The organism is Geobacter sp. AOG1, from assembly GCF_019972315.1.
GTDB lineage: Bacteria > Desulfobacterota > Desulfuromonadia > Geobacterales > Geobacteraceae > Geomobilimonas.
Genome location: NZ_BLIZ01000001.1, coordinates 3,417,120 through 3,436,592, shown reverse-complemented (window position 1 = coordinate 3,436,592; position 19,473 = coordinate 3,417,120). Strand labels below are relative to the sequence as shown.

17 protein-coding genes are annotated in these 19,473 nt (G+C 60.4%); 9 read left to right on the top strand and 8 right to left on the bottom strand.

Features of this window, described 5'->3' with window-relative positions; genetic code table 11:
• Nucleotides 1-159 precede the first annotated feature (159 nt).
• The 4 genes from pta to LDN04_RS15615 form a co-directional block, all read right to left on the bottom strand.
• On the bottom strand, nt 160-1,161 hold the full coding sequence (gene pta, locus LDN04_RS15630) for a phosphate acetyltransferase (protein WP_223912734.1): 1,002 nt from the start codon (nt 1,159-1,161) through the stop codon (nt 160-162).
• 365 nt (nt 1,162-1,526) lie between these two features.
• A complete protein-coding gene (glp, locus tag LDN04_RS15625) occupies nt 1,527-2,741 on the bottom strand; it encodes a gephyrin-like molybdotransferase Glp (RefSeq protein WP_223912733.1) in 1,215 nt (404 codons plus the stop codon).
• Nucleotides 2,742-2,804: 63 nt separating this feature from the next.
• Nucleotides 2,805-4,814, bottom strand: coding sequence for a cache domain-containing protein (locus LDN04_RS15620; RefSeq protein ID WP_223912731.1), 2,010 nt, complete (start codon nt 4,812-4,814; stop codon nt 2,805-2,807).
• A complete protein-coding gene (locus tag LDN04_RS15615; protein ID WP_223912729.1) occupies nt 4,814-6,214 on the bottom strand; it encodes a sigma-54 dependent transcriptional regulator in 1,401 nt (466 codons plus the stop codon). Before LDN04_RS15615 ends, LDN04_RS15620 begins: the two co-directional genes overlap by 1 nt.
• Nucleotides 6,215-6,440: 226 nt before the next feature.
• Here LDN04_RS15615 and LDN04_RS15610 point away from each other — a divergent pair, with 226 nt between their 5' ends.
• The 7 genes from LDN04_RS15610 to LDN04_RS15580 all read left to right on the top strand — a co-directional run bounded on the left by LDN04_RS15610 (nt 6,441) and on the right by LDN04_RS15580 (nt 13,308).
• On the top strand, nt 6,441-7,562 hold the full coding sequence (locus LDN04_RS15610; RefSeq protein ID WP_223912727.1) for a hydrogenase small subunit: 1,122 nt from the start codon (nt 6,441-6,443) through the stop codon (nt 7,560-7,562).
• A complete protein-coding gene (gene hybA, locus LDN04_RS15605; RefSeq protein WP_223912726.1) occupies nt 7,546-8,463 on the top strand; it encodes a hydrogenase 2 operon protein HybA in 918 nt (305 codons plus the stop codon). Before LDN04_RS15610 ends, hybA begins: the two co-directional genes overlap by 17 nt.
• Entirely contained in the window at nt 8,463-9,779 is a 1,317-nt protein-coding gene (hybB, locus tag LDN04_RS15600; protein ID WP_223912724.1) for a Ni/Fe-hydrogenase cytochrome b subunit, read from the top strand. The genes hybA and hybB overlap by 1 nt, the downstream gene beginning before the upstream one ends.
• A 70-nt stretch (nt 9,780-9,849) precedes the next feature.
• Nucleotides 9,850-11,532, top strand: coding sequence for a nickel-dependent hydrogenase large subunit (locus LDN04_RS15595; protein WP_223912722.1), 1,683 nt, complete (start codon nt 9,850-9,852; stop codon nt 11,530-11,532).
• A 62-nt stretch (nt 11,533-11,594) separates the two neighbouring features.
• The gene (locus tag LDN04_RS15590) at nt 11,595-12,086 is read left to right on the top strand and encodes a HyaD/HybD family hydrogenase maturation endopeptidase (protein ID WP_223912719.1); all 492 of its coding nucleotides are present in this window, start codon (nt 11,595-11,597) and stop codon (nt 12,084-12,086) included.
• A gap of 87 nt (nt 12,087-12,173) precedes the next feature.
• Complete coding sequence (locus LDN04_RS15585; protein WP_223912710.1) at nt 12,174-12,344, top strand: twin-arginine translocase TatA/TatE family subunit; 171 nt, start codon at nt 12,174-12,176, stop codon at nt 12,342-12,344.
• 169 nt (nt 12,345-12,513) lie between these two features.
• Nucleotides 12,514-13,308 (top strand): lipopolysaccharide assembly protein LapB, encoded by a 795-nt coding sequence (locus tag LDN04_RS15580; protein ID WP_223912707.1) that lies wholly within the window; start codon nt 12,514-12,516, stop codon nt 13,306-13,308.
• Between the two features lie 74 nt (nt 13,309-13,382).
• Here LDN04_RS15580 and LDN04_RS15575 read toward each other — a convergent pair whose 3' ends face one another.
• Entirely contained in the window at nt 13,383-13,730 is a 348-nt protein-coding gene (locus tag LDN04_RS15575) for a hypothetical protein (protein WP_223912703.1), read from the bottom strand.
• 249 nt (nt 13,731-13,979) lie between these two features.
• Here LDN04_RS15575 and LDN04_RS15570 point away from each other — a divergent pair, with 249 nt between their 5' ends.
• On the top strand, nt 13,980-14,327 hold the full coding sequence (locus tag LDN04_RS15570; protein ID WP_223912699.1) for a YtxH domain-containing protein: 348 nt from the start codon (nt 13,980-13,982) through the stop codon (nt 14,325-14,327).
• A 171-nt stretch (nt 14,328-14,498) separates the two neighbouring features.
• Here LDN04_RS15570 and LDN04_RS15565 read toward each other — a convergent pair whose 3' ends face one another.
• A complete protein-coding gene (locus LDN04_RS15565) occupies nt 14,499-15,143 on the bottom strand; it encodes a DUF3047 domain-containing protein (RefSeq protein WP_223912695.1) in 645 nt (214 codons plus the stop codon).
• Nucleotides 15,144-15,310: 167 nt separating this feature from the next.
• Here LDN04_RS15565 and LDN04_RS15560 point away from each other — a divergent pair, with 167 nt between their 5' ends.
• The gene (locus tag LDN04_RS15560; RefSeq protein ID WP_223912690.1) at nt 15,311-17,422 is read left to right on the top strand and encodes a thioredoxin domain-containing protein; all 2,112 of its coding nucleotides are present in this window, start codon (nt 15,311-15,313) and stop codon (nt 17,420-17,422) included.
• Nucleotides 17,423-17,428: 6 nt separating this feature from the next.
• Here the strand turns inward: LDN04_RS15560 and LDN04_RS15555 are convergent, their stop codons facing one another.
• Together LDN04_RS15555 and LDN04_RS15550 are read right to left on the bottom strand one after the other, a co-directional pair.
• Nucleotides 17,429-18,757, bottom strand: a complete 1,329-nt coding sequence (locus LDN04_RS15555) for an alpha-amylase domain-containing protein (RefSeq protein WP_223912684.1) — start codon at nt 18,755-18,757, stop codon at nt 17,429-17,431.
• Nucleotides 18,758-18,860: 103 nt separating this feature from the next.
• Nucleotides 18,861-19,463, bottom strand: a complete 603-nt coding sequence (locus tag LDN04_RS15550) for a M15 family metallopeptidase (protein WP_223912681.1) — start codon at nt 19,461-19,463, stop codon at nt 18,861-18,863.
• Between the last annotated feature and the right edge of the window lie 10 nt (nt 19,464-19,473).

Below are 19,473 nucleotides of genomic sequence, written 5' to 3'. Positions count from 1 at the left end.
TCATTCGGGAGATGATTTCTTTGCGAACGTTTGTAATCTTTCTGGCTGTAGGTGTCAAGGTGGATATGGGAGGTGGGATATGGTGAGATGTATCCCGGAAACGCAAAGAGCCGACAGCTTCCGCTGCCGGCTCTTCCTGCATCTATACTCGCTAGAGTCTTACCCCTGCGCCTGGACCGCCGTGATGGCGACGACGTTGACGATGTCCTCGACGGAGCAACCGCGGGAGAGGTCGTTGACCGGCTTGGCGAGTCCCTGGATGATGGGGCCGACCGCTTCGGCACCGGCTACTCGCTCCACCAGTTTGTAGGCGATGTTGCCGGCGTCCAGATCGGGGAAGATGAGGACATTGGCCTTCCCCGCCACCGGGCTCCCCGGCGCCTTCTTCTCGCCCACTTTCGGGAGGAGGGCGGCGTCCGCCTGGAGTTCTCCGTCGATCTGGAGGGCCGGGTCGATCCCCTTGGCGATTTCCACCGCCTTCAGCACCTTGTCCACGTCGGCGTGGCTGGCGCTCCCCTTGGTGGAGAAGGAAAGCATCCCCACCCGTGCCGGCACGTCGAGGAAAGACTTGCAGTTGCGGGCGGTTGCCACGGCGATCTCCGCCAGTGCCTGGGCATCCGGGTTGGGATTGACCGCGCAGTCGGCGAACAGAATGATGCCGTTCTCGCCGAAGCTGGGGGTCTTGGTGATCATGAGGAAGAAGGAGGAAACGGTCTTGATGCCGGGGGCGGTGCCGACGGTCTGGAAGGCGGCCTTGAGGACGTTGCCGGTGGTGCCGGTGGCACCGGCCACTTCACCCCCCGCATCTCCCTCCCTGACCATCATCCCCGCGTAGTAGAGGTTGTCAGGGGCGGTCAGGGTCTTTTCCGCCTCTTCCCGGGTCATCCCCTTGCTCTTGCGCAGTTCCACGAAGGCGTCGACGTAGGCCCCGAGTTTCGGGGACGTGGCCGGCTCCAGAATCTCCACGCCGGCGAGGTTGACCCCTTTTGCCTGGGCAGCACTCTGTACGGCCCCGGGATTGCCGAGAATGACGATCTTCGCCAGTCCCTGTTCCGTCACCTGCTGGGCGGCGAACAGCATCCGCTCATCGTAACTTTCCGGCAGGACCACCGTCTGCAGACTCTTCTTTGCCTTCGTCTTGATCTGTTCAACCAGATGCATGCCATCCTCCTTGGAAGTAGTTATGCCAATTCCACATCAAGGAGCTATCTGCGTTGGCTCGTCTTCGGCTCCTCTACGTACTGTCTGTACGCCTGCGTCGCCTCAATCCTCGCCGCCTTGATTTCATCCTTGATCTGAAATTGGTATGTTCACAACGTCGTCATCGACTGTTCACCGCGTCTGTTCGTGACCGTCTCCGACAATGACGCGGTTATTGTTTCTCATGTGTAAAACAAGATTATATTTTAGTGTATGTACCGCCACGGGTCAATAAAAAAAGCCCGGAAAAGCGCGCCGGGCCTTATTTTACTTGTGGTAAAAATTTTATAATATTGCGAAACAGTGGAGTCGTCAGGCAGTTTCTGCTACGGGTTGCCCATCTCGAACTGCCGGTCCAGCAGGATTACTTCCAGTGGGGTGCCGGTGGGGAAACGGTCCCCTTCCGGCGGTAGCAGGGCAAGTCCATTGGCATGGACGAGTGTTTTGAGGATGCCGGTGTTCTGGTCTCCGGACGGCTGGATGAGGTAACCGTCATCGGCCTTTTCCACTCGCACCCGGATGAAATGGAGCCGTCCCGGTTTCTTCTTCACTTCGTCCTGGAGAAGCGCCGAAACGGTCGGCTTGATGACCCCCCCGTGCCCCATCATCCGGAGCAGGGCAGGGCGGACGAACAACTCGAAGGTGACGAGGCTCGCCACCGGGTTGCCGGGGAGGGAGAAGACCGGCTTGCCGTCCTTGAGCCCGAAGGCGGTTGGGCGTCCCGGCTTGATGTCCACTTTCCAGAAGAGCTGCTTCACCCCGAGCTCCGCCAGCACGTCCCGCACCAGGTCCCGGTCACCGGCCGAAACTCCTGCCGATGTTATGAGCAGATCGGCCTGGAGACCCTCTTTCAGCTTCTCCCTGTGGCTCGTCAAGTCGTCACGGGCGATGCCGATGATGACCGGTTCTGCCCCTGCTTCCTGCACCGCCGCCGCCAGGGCGAGGGTGTTACTGTTGATAATCTGACCCGGCGCCAGAGGCTCTCCCGGCTCCACCAACTCGTCCCCCGTGGAGACGATTGCCACCCGTGGCCGGCGATGGACTGGCACGAGGAGGCGACTGCAGGAGGCGAGCATGCTGATCTCGGCCGGCCGGATCAGGGTGCCGGCCGGGATGACGGGCTCGCCACCCGTCACGTCCTCTCCCCGGTAACGAATATGCTGCCCTTTCTTGACCGGTTCGATGAGGGTGACTCGATCGTCCGCCGGGTCGGTCTCCTCAATGGGGATGATGGCGTCGGCGCCGGGAGGGATGGGGGCACCGGTCATGATCCGGATGGCGCTACCGACCGCCAGCGGTATTGTGCCCGACTCGCCGGCCGGCAGAAAGCCGGTCACGGGAAGGGTTGCGCCCGGCCGGCAGTCGGCGGCCCTGACGGCAAAGCCGTCCATGGCCGAATTGTCCCAGAGTGGTATGTCCCATGGTGCGATGATGTCTTCCGCGAGCAGGCGCCCGACAGCCTGGTTCAGCATGACCCGTTCGCTTCCGAGGGGTGAGATGTTGTCGAGAATGATGGACCGCGCTTCCGCAAAAGTTGTCATGGTTTTCCCCGTAAGATGATGTGCTGTACTGTCGTTACCTTGTACCCGAAGAAACCGTGGCGGTCAACTCCCGATGTCCTTCCCCGGGGGATCCTGGCTTAGCGGGAGGAGGACCCGGAAAGTGGTGCCGCTGTCGACCCGGCTCGTCACCTCGATGGTCCCGTGATGTTCCTTGACGATGCCGTAGGAGACCGACAGCCCCAGCCCGGTCCCCTCGGGACGGGTGGTGAAGAAGGGGTTGAATATCTTTTCCAGATCGGCGGAGGGGATTCCCCTGCCGGTGTCCCGCACCTCTACCCCCAGTCTCGCGTCATCGGCCGGTTCCGTTGTCACGGTCAGGGTTCCCCCCTCCGGCATGGACTGGATGGCGTTGAGGATGAGATTGGTGAAGACCTGGCGCAGCTGCTCCTCGTCCCCCTGCACCTCCGGCAGGGATGGGACCAGCTCCTGCCGGACCGTGATCCGTTCCAGAGGGACCTGGTGTCCAACCTGGCGCAGGATCTCCGCCAGGACCTGGTTGATATCCACGCGTCCGAGGCGCTTGCGCTCCTGGCGGGCGAACTGGAGGAGGCCGCCGACGATCCGCTCCATCCGGACCACCTGTTGGGCGATGGTGTCCACCTCTTCCCGGGAGGAGTCGTCAGGGGGGATGCCCATCTGCAACAGTTCCGTGTTTCCCCGTATGATGGCGAGGGGGTTGTTGATCTCGTGGGCCACCCCCGAGGCGAGGATGCCGATGTCCGCCAGCTTGGCGGCCCGTACCAGCTCTTCCTGGGTCCTGACGAGGAGTAAATTCTTTTCTTCCAGCTGGGCGGTCCGCTCCCGTACCTTTTGTTCCAGGTCCCGGTTGAGGGTGCCGATCTCTTCCTCCCGCTGGGCCAGAGCCCGGGTCATCTCGTTGAATTCCGCCGCCAGGTCGCCGACCTCGTCCCGGGACGTCACGGTCAGGCGCAGGTCACGCTCGCCGGTGGTGACGCGCCGGGCCATGGTCTCCAGTTCACGGATGGGGCGTGCCAGCCGTGAACCTATGAACCACGATACCGCCAGCCCGAGGAGAGTTCCCATGAGAAGGACGCTGCTGAAGAGGAGACTCATGCTCAACTTGGTGGCGGTGGCGGGTTTCTCCAGCATGCCGGTGTAAATGGCGCCTATGGGGACCCCTTCCGGGGAGAGGATCGGCTCGTAAGCGGAAAAGTACCAGTCGTTGACTACGAAGGCCCGGCTGAACCATTTCTTCCCCCCCAGAATGACACGATTGTAGACCTCTTCCGACATTCTGGTGCCGATGGCCCGTTCGCCGCTGGTGGTCTGGACGTTCGTGGCGATGCGCAGGTCGTGCAGGAAGATGGTGGCGCTTCCCACATCCTGACCCTTGTATTTGTTCCCTTCGTAGACGGTCTTCTTGATCCTGTCCACCAGGGTATTGTCGTTGTTGAGGAGGACGCCGCCGTAGAGTGCCCCGAGTATGTTGCCGGCTTCATCCCTGACCGGTGCAGCGGCCGCCATCAGCATGCCTGCCCGCTCAATGTCCGTGTCGTTCGGCCGTGCATGGGGTGTGGCCACGACTTTGATGGCGACCTGTCGGGAAAGCTCTTCCCCTTCCCGTGCCATCTCGGCGGGGGGGATGACAATGGTGCCGGTCAGCACCTCTCCTTTGAGGGCTCGTGCCACAAGAGGGTCGCGGGAGCGGTCGTCTCCCCGTGCCTGCGGATTGCTTGACCGGAAAAGGACCACGCCGTTTGCGTCAACTACGGTGAGGATGTGGAGGTTTTCGTTCTTCCTGAGCGGGCCAAGGAGGGTGGACAGGTTCGGCAGGTCGTTTCTGGCGAGGGCTCCGGCCGTGTAAGGGGCGCTGGCAGTGAACTTGACCACGTCGCGGATGTGGTCGAGTTCGTGGTTGTAAATCTCCCGTGCCGAATTGAGATCATTGCGCACCTTCTGCCGGGCCTGGTCGGTAATCCTGTTGTTCATGATGATGATGCCGGTCAGCCAGCAGCTGATGATGGCAACGGACAGGGGGAGGAGGGTTGCGACGGTCAGCTTCAGCTTGATGGGAAAACGGAGGCCCGGCATCAGGCGTCATCCCCGTCCGGTTGCCAGCCGGCCGGCCGGGCGAAGGAAAGACCGTACTCAACGATCTTCCGGTCCAGGGTCTTGCGCGAAATGCCGAGCAGTTCGGCGCTCCGACTCTTGTGAAAGCCGGTGCTGGCCAGTATCCGCTCGATATGTTCCCGTTCCAGGGTTTCCAGGGAGACCAGGCGGGTAGGGGGGGGCGGGGCAGTGGGCAGGATGTCGGCAGATCTGACCGGCAGGACGTCGGCAGTGATCAGGTTCCCCCGTGCCAGGATCACGGCGCGTTCCATGACGTTTTCCAGTTCCCGGACGTTGCCGGGCCATTGATACTCAACGAGGAGCTGCAGGGCGTGTTCGCCGATGCCGGCGATCTCTTTCTGCATGCGCCGGGCATATTTCCGGAGGAAATGGAGAGCGAGCGGCTCGATATCCTCCTTCCTTTCCCTGAGTGGCGGGAGGTTGATGGTGATGACGTTGAGCCGGTAGTAGAGGTCCTCCCGGAAACGTCCTTCCCGGACCTCCTTTTCAAGGTCCTTGTTGGTGGCGGCCACGAAGCGGATATCCACCTGCTTCGGCCTGGTGGCGCCGACCGGGATGAAGTCCCGCTCCTGGATGACCCGCAGGAGCTTGGCCTGCACGGCCGGGCTGATGTCGCCGATCTCGTCCAGGAACAGGGTTCCGCCGTCGGCCTCCTCTAGAAGCCCCTTCTGTGCCGTGACGGCGCCGGTGAAGGCCCCTCGCACATGGCCGAAGAGCTGGCTTTCCAGGAGGGTATCGGTGAGGGCAGCGCAGTTCAGGGAGAGGAAGCGTTGCCCTTTGCGGGTGCTGTTGTCGTGGACGGTGCCGGCGATCAGTTCCTTGCCCGTCCCCGATTCCCCCAGGATCATGATGTTGGCGGAACTCGCCGCCACCCGCAGGGTGAGGTCGTACACCTCCCGGAACTTCTGACTCGTGAAGACGATATGCTCGGGCATGCCGGGGCGATTTAGTTCCTCCTTGAGCACCTGGTTTTCCCGCCGGAGCATCTCCCTCTCCAGGGCGTTGTCGATGACGCTGAGAATCTTCTCCTTGGGGAACGGCTTGGTCACGTAATCGTAGGCGCCGAGTTTGATCGCCTCCACCGCCGCATCGATGGTGCCGTAGGCGGTCATGATTACCACCGGCAGGGCCGGCCGGAGCTCCTTCACCCGTTTGAGCACCTGGATGCCGTCCATGTCGGGCATCCGCACATCCTGGAGAAGGAGGTCGGCGTCATCCGTCGTGCCTCCCGCCAGGCGTCCGAGGAGGCCTGCACCATCGCCGAAGGTCTCGACCCGGAGACCGCGGGCCGCGAATATCTTCTGCAGGTACCGGCAGATACCCGCTTCATCGTCGCAGATCAGAATGTTTGCAGATGCCATAGAGGCAGACTCCTTAGGTACTCGTCAATTGTGGCCAAAATGATACATTGTGTGACAAAAGGAATCAAGTGGCTTTGGCGGACTTTTTTTACCGATTTTGCCGATTCGGACAAACGGTACCTCATTCCGGCGTGTTACAGCCGGCTCCCCCATCGCCGTCTGTACGCGGAGAATTGGCACGACTGTTGCCGTATACGCCACGGATATGAATTTGCGAGGAGGTGCTATGAAGAAGAAAGAAACCGATCTGTTGTGCGCGGGGGTGACGCGCCGAGATTTCATCAAGACCTGCGTGACGGCGACCGCCATGATGGGGCTGCCGTTTGCCATGCACACGCGCATTGCCGAGGCTGTGGAAACCAACAAGAATCCTGCAGTTATCTGGCTTCACTTCCAGGAATGCACCGGTTGCTCCGAGTCGCTGCTCCGCTCGAGCCATCCTACCGTGGCATCTCTCATTCTCGATATGATATCGCTGGACTACCACGAGACCCTTATGGCCGGTTCCGGCCACCAAGCGGAGAAGTCGCTCCACGACTCCATGCAGGCCAACAAGGGTAAATACCTGCTGGTGGTGGAGGGGGCGATCCCGACAAAGGACAATGGCATCTACTGCAAGGTGGCGGGGAAGACCGCCATCGAGTCCTTGCACCATGCTGCCGAAGGGGCGGCGGCGATCATTACCGTCGGCACCTGCGCCGGTTACGGCGGCATCCAGTCGGTCGCCCCCAACCCGACCGGCGCCGTGGGGGTGCGAGATATCATCAAGGACAAGCCGATCATCAATATTCCCGGCTGCCCCCCCAACCCCTACAATTTCCTCTCCACCGTGATGTACTACCTCACCTTCAACCGGCTTCCGGACCTGGACTCCCTGGGACGGCCGAAGTTCGCTTACGGCCGGAAGATTCACGAACACTGCGAGCGGCGCCCTCACTTCGACGCCGGCCGCTTTGCCAAGGCCTACGGCGACGCAACCCATGCCGAGGGATACTGCCTCTACAAGCTGGGGTGCAAGGGGCCGGAGACCTTCGCCAACTGTTCGGTACAGAGGTTCAACGACGTGGGGGCCTGGCCGGTTTCCGTGGGGCACCCTTGCATCGGCTGCACCGAGCCGGATATTCTCTTCAAACTGCCGATTGCCGAGAAGGTGCAGATCCACGAGCCGACGCCGCCGGACACCTACGCGCCGGTCAACCTGCGCGACAAGGGGAAAGGTGCCGACCCGCTGACCACTGGCATCCTCGGTCTGGCCGCCGGCGCGGCACTGGGGGCAGGGGCCATGATGGCCAAGAAGCTTCCCAAGGACGGTCCCGCCGAGGAGGACAAGCATGAAAAGTCAGAGTAGGCGCGATTTTTTCAAGCTCCTCGGCCTCGGGGGGGCGACCCTCCTGGCGAGCAGCGTGCCGGCCATGGGGTCCGAAAAGGGGGGGGCCAACAACGAGGCTCTCGGCATGCTCTACGACGCCACCATGTGCGTCGGCTGCAAGGCGTGCATGGCGACCTGCAAGCGGGTCAACGGCGATTACGGCAGCCTCTCCTATGAACGGGCCTCCTTCGACCCGGACGGCCTCTGGGATGCCCCCCAGGATCTTTCAGGAAGCACCCGCACCCTGATCAAGCTCTGCAAGGAGTCGGACAGCCGCTGGTCCTACGTCAAGTATTCCTGCATGCACTGCCAGAAGCCGTCCTGCGTCTCCGTCTGTCCGGTGAGCGCCATGACCAAGGACAAGGTGACCGGCGTGGTGGACTACAACAAGGATACCTGCATCGGTTGCCGCTACTGCCAGGTGGCCTGCTCCTTCACCATCCCCAAGTTCCAGTGGGAGAAAACCCTTCCCCAGATCGTCAAGTGCGATCTCTGCAGGAACACCAACCTGCGGGAGAAGGGGATCACCGCCTGTGCCGAGGTCTGCCCCGTGGGGGCAATCACCTTCGGCAAGCGGAAGGACCTCCTGGCGATTGCCCACGACCGCCTCCAGGACAATCCCGGTCGCTATATCCACCACGTCTACGGCGAGCATGAGCTGGGGGGGACCAACCACCTCTACCTGTCGGCGCTTTCCTTTGAAAAGCTCGGCCTGCCCACCCTGCCGGACAACGCCCCGGCGGAGTTCTCGGAAAAGATCCAGCACACCATCTACAAGGGGTTTGTGGCGCCGGTGGCGCTCTATTCCACACTCTGCTTCATCGCCCTGAAGAACCAGAAGGGGCAGGAGAAGAACGGACACAAGGAGGATGGTGAATAATGGCCGGTCATCACGATGAATTCATCAGGCTGGAGGGAAAGATCTTCACCAAGTCCTTCTTCGTCCTGCTCACCCTGGTTATTATCGGTTTCTACTACATCGGCGTCCGCTACGTGAAGGGGATCGGCGCTGTCTCCAACATGTCCGACGGCTATCCCTGGGGGATATGGATCGCCTACGACGTGGCGACGGGGACCGCCATCGCCTGCGGCGGCTATGCCATGGCGATCCTGATCTACATCCGCAACCATTGGAAGTTCCACCCCCTCATCCGCTCCGCGCTCTTGACGAGCCTGTTCGGCTACTGTCTGGCCGGTTTCTCGGTCATGGTGGACCTGGGGCGCTACTGGAACTCCTACGGTTTCTTCATGCCGGCCCGCTGGCAGATCAACTCCGCCATGTTCGAGGTGGCCCTCTGCGTCATGGCCTACTCCACGGTGCTTGTCATCGAGTTTCTGCCGGCGGTGCTCTGGTCCCTGGAGAACAGCCGGGGGGAGACGCTCCGCAAGGTGTCCGCCTGGCTCCATCCCCGCCTGGTGCCTGACGAAGCGAAGCTGGCGTCGGGGCTGGAATGGGTGCGGGCGGCAGCAGCCTGGCTCCGGCCAAGGCTCGACAAGGTGCTGGTCTTCTTCATCGTACTCGGCATAACCCTGCCGACCATGCACCAGTCGTCCCTCGGTTCGCTGCTTCTCATCGCCGCCACCAAGCTCAACCCGCTCTGGCATACCGGCTTCCTGCCACTCCTGTTCCTCATCAACTGTATCTACATTGGCTACGCCATCGTCATCATGGAGTCGATCATATCTTCGTATGCCTTCAAACGTGAGATCGAATACAACGAGCTGGCCGGTCTTTCCCGGATTATCCCCTGGCTCACGGTTATCTGGCTGTCGGTGCGGATCGGCGACCTGGTCCATCGGGGGCAGATCGTTAATGCCCTTAAGTTCGACTTCTACTCCTGTTTCTTCCTGCTGGAGTTCTGCCTGGTGGCCGGTGGCTCCATGATCCTCTTCAGCCGGCGGATGCGTCGTTCACCCCGCTGGCTCTTCATCACCGCCACCATGATCATCCTGGGGGGGGGGCTCTATCGCTTCAACGTCTACCTCATCGGCTTCAACCCTGGTCAGGGGTGGCATTACTTCCCCTCCTTTGCCGAAGTGATGATCACCGTTGGCGTAATCGCCCTGGAAATCCTCGGCTACCAAGTGCTCGTGAAGGTCTTCCCGGTCCTTCCCAACCCGCATAAGCACGGAGCCAACGGCCATGCCCAGGAGCCGGTCGGCCTCCCGCCGGGGGCGGTGCCGCAGGGGAAGTAGTCCGGGACCCGGGACTGGGGACCGGTAACACCTTTTTCATAATCAAAAATTCTGTTTCTAAGGAGCATATATGTCCAAACGCATTACGCTAGACCCCATCACCCGCATCGAGGGGCATCTCCGCATCGACGTGGAGGTGAATGGCGGGCAGGTCTCCAAGGCCTGGTCGTCGGCCCAGATGTGGCGCGGCATCGAAACGATCCTCAAGGGGAAGGACCCCCAGGACGCTTGGAGCTTCGCCCAGCGCTTCTGTGGCGTCTGCACCACGGTTCACGCCATCTCCTCCATCCGCTCGGTGGAGAACGCCCTCAATGTGGAAGTGCCCCTCAACGCCCAGTACATCCGGAACATCATGATCGCCCAGCACTCGGTGCAGGACCATATCGTCCATTTCTACCATCTCTCGGCCCTGGATTGGGTGGATATCGTCGCCGCCCTGAAGGCGGACCCGAAGAAGACTGCCCAGCTCGCCCAGAGTATCTCCGACTGGCCGGGGAACAGCGAGAAGGAATTCCGGGCGGTACAGGAGAAGCTGAAGGCGTTCGTGGCGGGAGGGAAGCTCGGCATCTTCGCCTCCGGCTACTGGGGGCACCCGGCCATGAAACTCCCCCCGGAGGCGAACCTGATGGCGGTGGCCCACTACCTCAAGGCCTTGGATTACCAACGAAAGGCGGCCCAGGCGGTGGCGATCCTCGGCGGAAAGAACCCCCACATCCAGAACCTAGTGGTGGGTGGGGTGGCGACTGCCGTCAACCTGGAGAACATGGCGACCCTCAACATGGAGCGGATCGTCTATCTGCGGACCCTCATGGAAGAGACCCGGGACTTCGTGCAGAAGGTCTACTACCCGGACATGGTGGCCATTGCCTCTGCCTACAAGGAGTGGTTCAAGTATGGCGCCGGCGTGACCAACTACCTGGCGGTCCCCGAATTCCCCGAGGATACGAAAAACACCAAATTCACCCTGAACGGCGGGACCATCATGGGGGGGAATCTGGCGAGTTTCAAGGCGATCACCACTCACCAGGACCCCTACCTGATCAACAACATCAGCGAGGGGGTGGCCCACGCCTGGTACGAAGGGGCGGGTACCCATCATCCCTGGGAAGGGGAGACCAAACCCGAATACACCGATTTCCAGGAGAACGGCAAGTACAGCTGGTGCAAGTCCCCCCGTTTCGAGGGGAAGCCGGTTCAGGTCGGGCCGCCGGCCCAGCTGCTGGCCGCTTACGCCGGCGGCAACGCCCGGGTGAAAAAGCTGGTGGATGCCACCTGCGCCAAGATCGGCGTGCCGGTCAGCGCAATCCACTCTACCATGGGGCGTCTCGGAGCCCGGGCCATCCGTGCCCATCTCCTGGCGGACATTTCCCTGGAGCAGTTGGACAAGCTGGTGGCCAACCTGGGCAAAGGGGACAAGACCTATGCCAACCACACTGAGATCCCCAAGGGGGAGTACAAGGGGGTCGGGTTCCACGAGGCGCCCCGCGGTGCTCTGTCCCACTGGATGGTGATCGACAACAAGAAGATAAAGAACTACCAGGCGGTTGTCCCTTCCACCTGGAACGCGTCACCCCGCGACGAGAAAGGGGTCATGGGTCCCTACGAGGCGTCCCTGGTGGGGAACCCGGTCGCCCAGGAAGATATGCCACTGGAGGTACTCCGCACTATCCACTCCTTCGATCCCTGCATTGCCTGCGCGGTGCATACGATTGATCCGGCGGGGAAAGAGATTACGAAAATCAAGGTACTGTAGGGTCGTTTATAGGACCTATGGGACCTATACGTCCTATAACTGGCTATCCACGAGGTAACACTATGAAAACACTTATATTCGGCGCCGGCAATCTCCTCCTCTCCGACGAGGGGTTCGGCGTCCACTGTCTCCGCTATCTCCAGGAACATTTCGTCTTTCCCGACAGCGTGGAGCTCTATGACGGGGGAACCCTCGGCATCATGGTTACCCATAAGTTCGAGGAGGCGGAGCAGGTCTACATCCTCGATACGGTGGAGGCGGAGGGGGGGCCGGGAGAGGTCTTTCGCTTCAACCTGGACGACATAATGCTGAGTCGGCTGCCGGTCAAGCTCTCACCCCACCAGATCGGCATTCAGGAGATGCTCCTCATCAGCGAGATGCGCGGCTTTTGTCCCGAACGGCTGACCCTGTTCGGGGTGATCCCCGATTCGCTGGATGCGGGGCACGAACTGTCCCCCCTCCTGCATGACCGTCTGGAGCAGGTCGCTGGCCAGCTGGTGGAGGAACTCCGGGCAAGCGGGGTGGATGTGCGGGAGCAGTCTCTGGCAGCGTAGGGCATTCGGGTAGGGGCGGGCCTTGCTTCCGCCCGGATGGGCACCCGCAAGGGGCGCCCCTACATCAATTCAATGAGGAGAATGGATATGTTTGGAATCGGCATGCCGGAATTGGTTATTATAATGGTCATCATGCTGGTGGTCGTTGGCCCGGGAAAACTTCCCCAACTGGGGCAAGCCCTGGGGAGCGGCATCAGGAACTTCAAGAAGGCGAGCAGCGGCGAGGACGTGGTGCAGCTCAACGAAAAAAGCCAGTAGCGATTTACTCCGTATGATCGCCCCTAACGGCCTGCTGCATCTGCGGCGGGCTTTTTTGCGTTTCAGAAAGGAGGTGACGTTCCAGCCGTGGACAATGTGGTTGTACTGGCAATAGCCATACCTTTCTGATATAGTTTTGCCCATACTGACAATGACCACGGAGGCTGCGATGGCGACGACATTTGATGAATATCTGGCGCAGGGGATATCCTGTCTGGAGGCGGGGGATCATGGGGGAGCGGCTGCGGCGTTTGGTAGCTGCATCCAGTTGGAGCCATCTAACCCGGAGGGGCACTTCAACCTGGGAGATGCCCTATCCGCCGCAGAGAAGCCGGAAGAGGCAATAGTGGCATACGAGAAGGGGCTCAAACTCGCACCGGAGGATACGGATGCGCTCACCGCCCTCGGCGATATCTATTTCGAACTGGGTCGCCACAAGGAGGCCCTCAAGGTCTACAAGCGGATTACCGAGATTGCGCCCAAGGAAGCGGACGGCTACGTGAACATCGGGCTGGTGTACAACAGCATGGAACGGGGCGAAGATGCCATCAAGGCATACAACAAAGCGCTGGAGATCGATCCCACCAACGTCTTTGCCTACAATGCCCTGGGGGACGCATGGTACGGGCTGGGTGACCGGGAGAAGGCCGTCGCCACCTACCGGAAGGGGATCGAAATCGACCCGGAGGACGCGGCAGCCCGTTTCAACCTGGGCGAACTGTACTACGACCTGGGTGATTTCGACGAGGCGGAGAAGGAGTGCCTGGAGGCGATCCGTCTCGACCCTCATTTCACGCTGGCCTACCTCACCCTTGGCAGCCTCTATATGGACCAGGAACACGTGAAGGATGCCATCAAGTACCTGGAACTCTACCTGAAGATGGAAACCTCCCCCCAGGCCGCCGAGATGGTGGCGGAGGTAAAGGCGGTGGTGGAAGGGTTGAAGGAAGAGTTGAAGGGCTAGGGTAAAGAAAACGAAAGGGGGCTGGTCATCCAGTCCCCTCTATTTATGTACGTGTCATCAGGGCGGAGGAACAGCTAGTCCACCACATTCCCCCTGGTCTCGACATCGAAAATTTCGATCATCGATTTCGGTGTGTAGGGGCAGGTCCTGACCCCTCCCTTGGTATCCCATTCGATGAGCGGTTCCCCTGATTTCTGGGTCTTCATGATCCGTTTCCCACAGACGCCTTCCAACCGTTCCCACATCTGCTCCGTAGTAAGCAGTTCGTATCCCCCCACTTCCCTGTTCTGTCCTGCATTTTCGAGGAACCGATCGATGAGGTCGTAGTCGAGGAAGTCCTCTTCTTTCCGCCACCAGCTGATAAACTGCGTGTCGGACGTACGTTCGTTCCTGATGTTCTTGGCGATCTCGGTGGTTGTCATGGGATCCCTCCCCCTTTCCTGCTGACTGTTGGGTGTTTTACCTGCTATAATTATATCCCCGTTTTTGGAGTACCGCAACTTCCGGCAGTGGCATGCCCAACCGCTACAGGTGCGGAACGAGAGAGAAATGATGCCCATCGGCAGCCTAAGAGGGGAGTTGTCTCATGTACGGAAAAAATTGCATGGCTCCTTTGCATGTGAGATATTCGGGGATATAGTTAAGGCACGACATCAAAAGGAGGAGAGGCAATGGCTGACAACGAAAACAAGGTAGCGGCAGGCGCGCTCATGCTGGTGGCTGGCGGGGTAATCGGGGCGGGGCTTGCTCTGCTGTTCGCACCCCAGTCCGGGAAAAAGACCCGGAAGGATATTACCCGCTACGCCAAGAAGGTAAAGCATAAGACGGAAGACATTGTGGATGATTTCTCCGACACCATTTCGGATATGGTGGATACGGTCGGAGAAAAGGCTGCCGACATCCTCGACAAGGGGAAAGACATGGCCTACGATGCGAAGAAGGACCTCCTTAAGGCGATCGAAGAGGGGCAGGCCCGACTGGAAAAGCAGCGGGTCAAGTTGTCGAAGATCATCGGCTGATCCCCCCCGATTCACTGCTACGTGCACGCCCCGCCCGGTTTATCCCGGCGGGGCTTTTTATTTTACGTGGAGATGAACTTCAGCTCTTATCCCCCCCAATACCCCTTAGCTGGGAGGAGCAACCGTTATTCCCCGCCCTCTCGGGTAGGCGCAGGGTGGAGAAAGGAAAATTCAGGGTGAAGACGGTCCTGCAACCGAAATATCCCCGTACCAGGCGTTCACTTCGTCCTTCGTGTCGTCCGTGTCGGTCATGATGGCGATGCCTCCGATTGGGGGTGGGTCTTCGCCGAAAACCTTGCGGTAATCCTCAAAAATGTTTCGTTCTTCGCTTATCCACTGCCCGGCCTTTTCGTCTCCCGATTCGACCGCCACGATAATGGCATTGGAGGTATAGGGGCTTGGTGTTGAGGAACCTTTCGGCATTTTGTGTGCCCACACATAGCTGATGGTCCGCATCCGCCAGAAAAAGGTGCGCGGAAAGATTACATAGACTCGCGCGGCAAAGTCATCCCCGGCTTTCTTCGTGACGTCTTCATGTTTGAGGGTGTGTTCCACTTTCCAGGACCAGCGAAGGAGGGGGTATTGCTTCAGGTCGAGCACTATTTTTTTTACGAGTCCGGAGGCTGAGTTGCGGCTGTGGGCCTTGAGAACCTTCTTTTCCCCGTCCGTGACCTTCGAATATTCGGTCTTCCCCGAGAAGGTTTTGTCGCTCCATCCAGTCAGGTCTCCAGCGCTGAAGTTGCCGATGGTCAACTCGGCAGCCTGGCAATAATCGGCTGTGCTTACCAGCATGAAAAACATCACGATTCTGCGCATGGATTGAGTCCTTTGGGCGTCGATTGAAGGGGGTGTACCGTCAACAAATGGCATGGACGGCCAGTGTTCAACTATACCATGAAATGTCCGTGATGGGTGGATGGCGCCAGCGCAATCTCTGGTATAGTTATGCTGGAAGGCAACGACAGTGGTGGAATGGATGAGTGATGAAAGGCACTGATTTCCGGGGCGATGGCAATGCCGTCGTGCACCGGCATGTGAATGTGGATAGGCGAGGGCTTCCCCTTGACGGGGGAGAGCGCTTCAATCGGTTGATCTTCGCCACCAGTCCCTATCTCCTCCAGCATGCCGAGAACCCGGTGGACTGGTACTCGTGGGGGGATGAGGCGTTTGCCAGGGCTGCGGCGGAAGATAAGCCGATCTTTCTTTCCATCGGCTATGCCACTTGCCACTGGTGCCATGTCATGGCTCACGAATCCTTCGAGGACCCCGATGTGGCGGCGGTCATCAACCGACATTTCGTGGCGATCAAGGTGGACCGTGAAGAGCGGCCGGACATCGATGACCGGTACATGACTGTCTCCCAGATGATGACCGGCAGCGGTGGCTGGCCCCTCACTATCGTCATGACTCCTGACCGGCGGCCGTTCTTCGCCGCTACCTATATCCCTAAAACACCACGGCAGGGGATGCCGGGGGTGATCGAACTCCTGGAGAAGCTGGCGGAGCTCTGGCGCACGGGGCGGGACCGGATCGAGGAGAGTTGCGCATCGGTCATGGTGGCACTGACCCGGCTCGGCGGTCCATCCCCCGCTGAACTGCCGGGAGATGGCGTGCTGGCGGAGGCATATGGGCAATTGCGCCAGATGTACGACGAGACCTGGGGCGGATTCGGGACCGCTCCCAAGTTCCCCATGCCCCATTACCTCCAGTTCCTGCTCCGCATCTGGCGGAGCACCGGCGATGCCACCCCGCTCGCCATGGTCACGGCGACCCTTGCCCGTATCCGGCAGGGCGGCATCTTCGACCAGATCGGCTTTGGGCTCCACCGTTACAGCGTCGATCGGCAGTGGCTGGTCCCCCATTTTGAGAAGATGCTCTATGACCAGGCCATGGTAACCCTTGCCTGCATCGAGACATTCCAGGCCACCGGCGGCCGGGATTTCCTAAAGATGGCGGAAGAGATTGCCAGCTTTGTTCTGGCGGAGATGACCGGGCCTGGAGGGGGATTTTACGCGGCCCAGGATGCGGATACGGAAGGGGAGGAGGGGAAGTACTACGTCTGGACCCCTGCCGAGATCGGAGCGGTTCTGGGGGATGACGCCCCTCTCTGCTGCCGGCTGTTCGGTGTCACGGAGTCGGGAAATTTCGAGGAGCGAAATATCCTCAACCTCCCGCTTTCCCTGGAGGAATCAGCCCGACGGGAAGGGGTGAACTCGGACCTGCTGGCGGCTGACCTGGCAAGGTGGCGGGAGCGGCTCCTGGCGGCCCGGAACGAACGAGTCATACCGTTCCGGGATGAAAAGGTGCTGACCGCCTGGAACGGTCTCATGATTACCGCCCTGGCACGGCTTTATGGGGCGACCGGCGAGGTCCGCTGGCGTGTGGCGGCGGAACGGGCATCGGACTTCATCCGGTCGCGACTTATGGACGGCAATGGCCGTCTGTTCCGTAGTTACCACGGGGGGCGGGGAGACGTTCCCGGTTTTCTTGAGGATTATGCGGCGTTTGTCTCAGGGCTAATCGCTCTTTACGAAGTGACCCTTGCCTCGGACTACCCTGAGGAAGCGGTCCAGGTTAGCCGGCAGATGCTGTCACTCTTCCGGGACCCAGGATCAGGTGGACTGTTCGATACGGGGAGCGACGCGGAGGCGGCGCTCGGGCGAAGCGTGAATCCCTACGATGGCGTCACCCCATCCGGGACCTCCCTGGCAGCCCTGAACCTCCTCAGGCTAGGGGTGATTACCGACGCCAACGACCTGGCCGCGGCGGGGGAGGCGGTTCTTCGCTCCGCCATGGGAAAGGCGATCCGCCAGCCGGTGGGCTACCTTTGCCTACTCATGGCATACGACTACCTGCTCGGCCCCACCGTAGAGATCATTCTGGCCGGGGACCGCGACGACCCGGAGATGCTGGCCATGCTTAGGGTCATCGGTCGTTGTTTCATCCCCCGACTGCTGCTGCGTCACGTAGCAGGTGACCCGTCGTTCAGGGAACTGGATGGACGAGTAACGGCTTACGTCTGTGCGAAAGAGGCCTGCCGGCCGCCGGTGACGGGAGCAGAGGCTTTGAGGCGGCTGCTGGACGAGGTCGTCTGACAGCGATCAGGGGACGTAGACCGTGTACCCCCGCGGTGGCGCTTCCACCTCCACCCATCCCTCGCTGCCGGTTGTCTGCTGCCTTGGTTCGCCGAGCGAATCCTTTCCACGCCAGGCCCGGGGGTGCAGGGTCGTTTCGTTCCACCGGGTACGGACCCATTTTTTTTGCCATTCCCTACCGTTGTTCAGGACGAAGACAAGCCCCGGCTGTCGGTTGAACCCCTCCCGCTCCATGACGTAGAGAGTGTCGTCCAAGTGGAGGGTCGTCGTGTTTCCGCCGGCATATCCCTCGTGCACCCGGACAAGTGCCTCAATGCCGCTGGCTTCACCCGTCAGGCCGAGGCCATACCGGTAGTAATCCTTCCAGTAGACGCAGGGGTATCCTTCGTGAGTCAGGATGACGGCGTAGGCAAGCATCTTGTCGTTGGCAATTTCCGGTTGTTCGTCGCGGAAATCGTGGTTGTCGACGAAGGTCACCGCCTCGAATGGGCGATCCTCCATGAGGGTCCCGCCGGCGACCAGGTTCCGGAGGCTGTAACCGTAGCTGTCGCAGAGATCTTTCAGCCGGTACCGCAGCGGAAAGTCGAAGGCTCCCGCCTGGTGGGGGGACCAGGGGTTGACCGAGTCGAGCCACCGGTCAATGGAAAAATCATCATCCCAGCACTCTCCCACCCCGAAGATCGTGACCGGCTCTCCTCCCCGTTTGTACTCCATGTCATGGATCGCCCGGATGATCCAGCCGCTGAACCCCTTGACGAAGTCGTAGCGGAAGCCGTCGTACCCAACATCCTCCACGAGCCAGCGGGCATACTCCAGGATACCGGCGCTTACCCGGGGGTTGATGTGACAGAGGTCGGGCATGTCGCCGAACCTGCTCGGATCGGCGGCCTCATAGGGGGAGGGGTGAAAATGAGTCCAGTCACGGGGGAACCTTCCACTTGCCGGACGGAACCGGGTCCAGCGCATGGTACCGATGATCGGGTTGTACTCCTGCTCGTCGGCACCGTTGTTGTGGTTGAGGATTATGTCCGCGTACCCTTTCATCCCGTGGTCGTGGAGAGTCCGGAGCACCCCCCTCAGTTCCTCCTCGGTGCCGTACCAGGTCGGGATGGACCCTTTCTGGTCGTACTTCCCGAGGTCGAAATAGTCGTAGACGTCGTACCCCATGGACATCCCGCCGATGTTGGCCGCCTTGCTGGCGGGTGGGAGCCAGAGGGAGGTGAACCCGGCCTGCTTCAACTCGGGGACCCTGCGTGCAACTTCTTTCCACCATGCCATTTCCCGGTTCTCTTCCCGGGGACAGTTCCAGTAGAATGCCTGCATCATGACGCCCATGGAATACCTCGCTTGTTTATCGCTGCATAATTAAACCGTTATTGCTAACTCTCATATCATATCCGATTATGGGGCTATTACCAGGTTTTCAATCGGATGTCGATTACACATAGGCCTGTCCGTTTTCAAACTTTGCGCAGACTAACTTGATCGGATTCCCCGTGGCAAGCTGGAAGTGGGGGAGGTCCTTGAAGCTTTTCCAGTCTCCGCCCCATTCGAGGCTGTCGACGAGGCCGATACGGGCGGCTCGCTCGTAGAGGTCCGGCTTGTCCAGATACTGCCCGTTTTGGAAGATGCCGATGTCCCAGGCGATGCCGAAATTGTGGTTGCTCTGACCCCCCTTGGCCTTGGTGACGACCGGCGGTGGATTCCCGAAGCGTCCCTTGCGGTAAAGGGCATTCTGCTCGGCGTAGGTGCGGGTCCCCGAGACGATACGGATGCCGCCGATATCGGCGTCGCGCACCTTCTTGAGGAATGCCCGTGCCGCTTCCTGAGCCTTGGGATTGAGTGTGAGAATGGACCGTTCCGACAGCGAATCGAACGTGCCAAGAGCGGCTGTTATCTCCCGTGATTTCTTTTCGAATGACGTCATTGCCCCATCGGTGAGCGGTCCCCAATCCCCGTCCAGGTCCCCGGTATAAAATCCTGCGGCCTTGAGAAAACGCTGCTGAAAAAGGACGTCGTTTCCGAAAAGTATCATGCTCATGTATGGCTTC

What these genes read in the sequence shown, in the direction of transcription:
- pta (WP_223912734.1), bottom strand. Translation starts at nt 1,161, where the DNA reads ATGCATCTGGTTGAACAGATCAAGACGAAGGCAAAGAAGAGTCTGCAG.
- glp (WP_223912733.1), bottom strand. Translation starts at nt 2,741, where the DNA reads ATGACAACTTTTGCGGAAGCGCGGTCCATCATTCTCGACAACATCTCA.
- LDN04_RS15620 (WP_223912731.1), bottom strand. Translation starts at nt 4,814, where the DNA reads ATGCCGGGCCTCCGTTTTCCCATCAAGCTGAAGCTGACCGTCGCAACC.
- LDN04_RS15615 (WP_223912729.1), bottom strand. Translation starts at nt 6,214, where the DNA reads ATGGCATCTGCAAACATTCTGATCTGCGACGATGAAGCGGGTATCTGC.
- LDN04_RS15610 (WP_223912727.1), top strand. Translation starts at nt 6,441, where the DNA reads ATGAAGAAGAAAGAAACCGATCTGTTGTGCGCGGGGGTGACGCGCCGA.
- hybA (WP_223912726.1), top strand. Translation starts at nt 7,546, where the DNA reads ATGAAAAGTCAGAGTAGGCGCGATTTTTTCAAGCTCCTCGGCCTCGGG.
- hybB (WP_223912724.1), top strand. Translation starts at nt 8,463, where the DNA reads ATGGCCGGTCATCACGATGAATTCATCAGGCTGGAGGGAAAGATCTTC.
- LDN04_RS15595 (WP_223912722.1), top strand. Translation starts at nt 9,850, where the DNA reads ATGTCCAAACGCATTACGCTAGACCCCATCACCCGCATCGAGGGGCAT.
- LDN04_RS15590 (WP_223912719.1), top strand. Translation starts at nt 11,595, where the DNA reads ATGAAAACACTTATATTCGGCGCCGGCAATCTCCTCCTCTCCGACGAG.
- LDN04_RS15585 (WP_223912710.1), top strand. Translation starts at nt 12,174, where the DNA reads ATGTTTGGAATCGGCATGCCGGAATTGGTTATTATAATGGTCATCATG.
- LDN04_RS15580 (WP_223912707.1), top strand. Translation starts at nt 12,514, where the DNA reads ATGGCGACGACATTTGATGAATATCTGGCGCAGGGGATATCCTGTCTG.
- LDN04_RS15575 (WP_223912703.1), bottom strand. Translation starts at nt 13,730, where the DNA reads ATGACAACCACCGAGATCGCCAAGAACATCAGGAACGAACGTACGTCC.
- LDN04_RS15570 (WP_223912699.1), top strand. Translation starts at nt 13,980, where the DNA reads ATGGCTGACAACGAAAACAAGGTAGCGGCAGGCGCGCTCATGCTGGTG.
- LDN04_RS15565 (WP_223912695.1), bottom strand. Translation starts at nt 15,143, where the DNA reads ATGCGCAGAATCGTGATGTTTTTCATGCTGGTAAGCACAGCCGATTAT.
- LDN04_RS15560 (WP_223912690.1), top strand. Translation starts at nt 15,311, where the DNA reads ATGAAAGGCACTGATTTCCGGGGCGATGGCAATGCCGTCGTGCACCGG.
- LDN04_RS15555 (WP_223912684.1), bottom strand. Translation starts at nt 18,757, where the DNA reads ATGGGCGTCATGATGCAGGCATTCTACTGGAACTGTCCCCGGGAAGAG.
- LDN04_RS15550 (WP_223912681.1), bottom strand. Translation starts at nt 19,463, where the DNA reads ATGAGCATGATACTTTTCGGAAACGACGTCCTTTTTCAGCAGCGTTTT.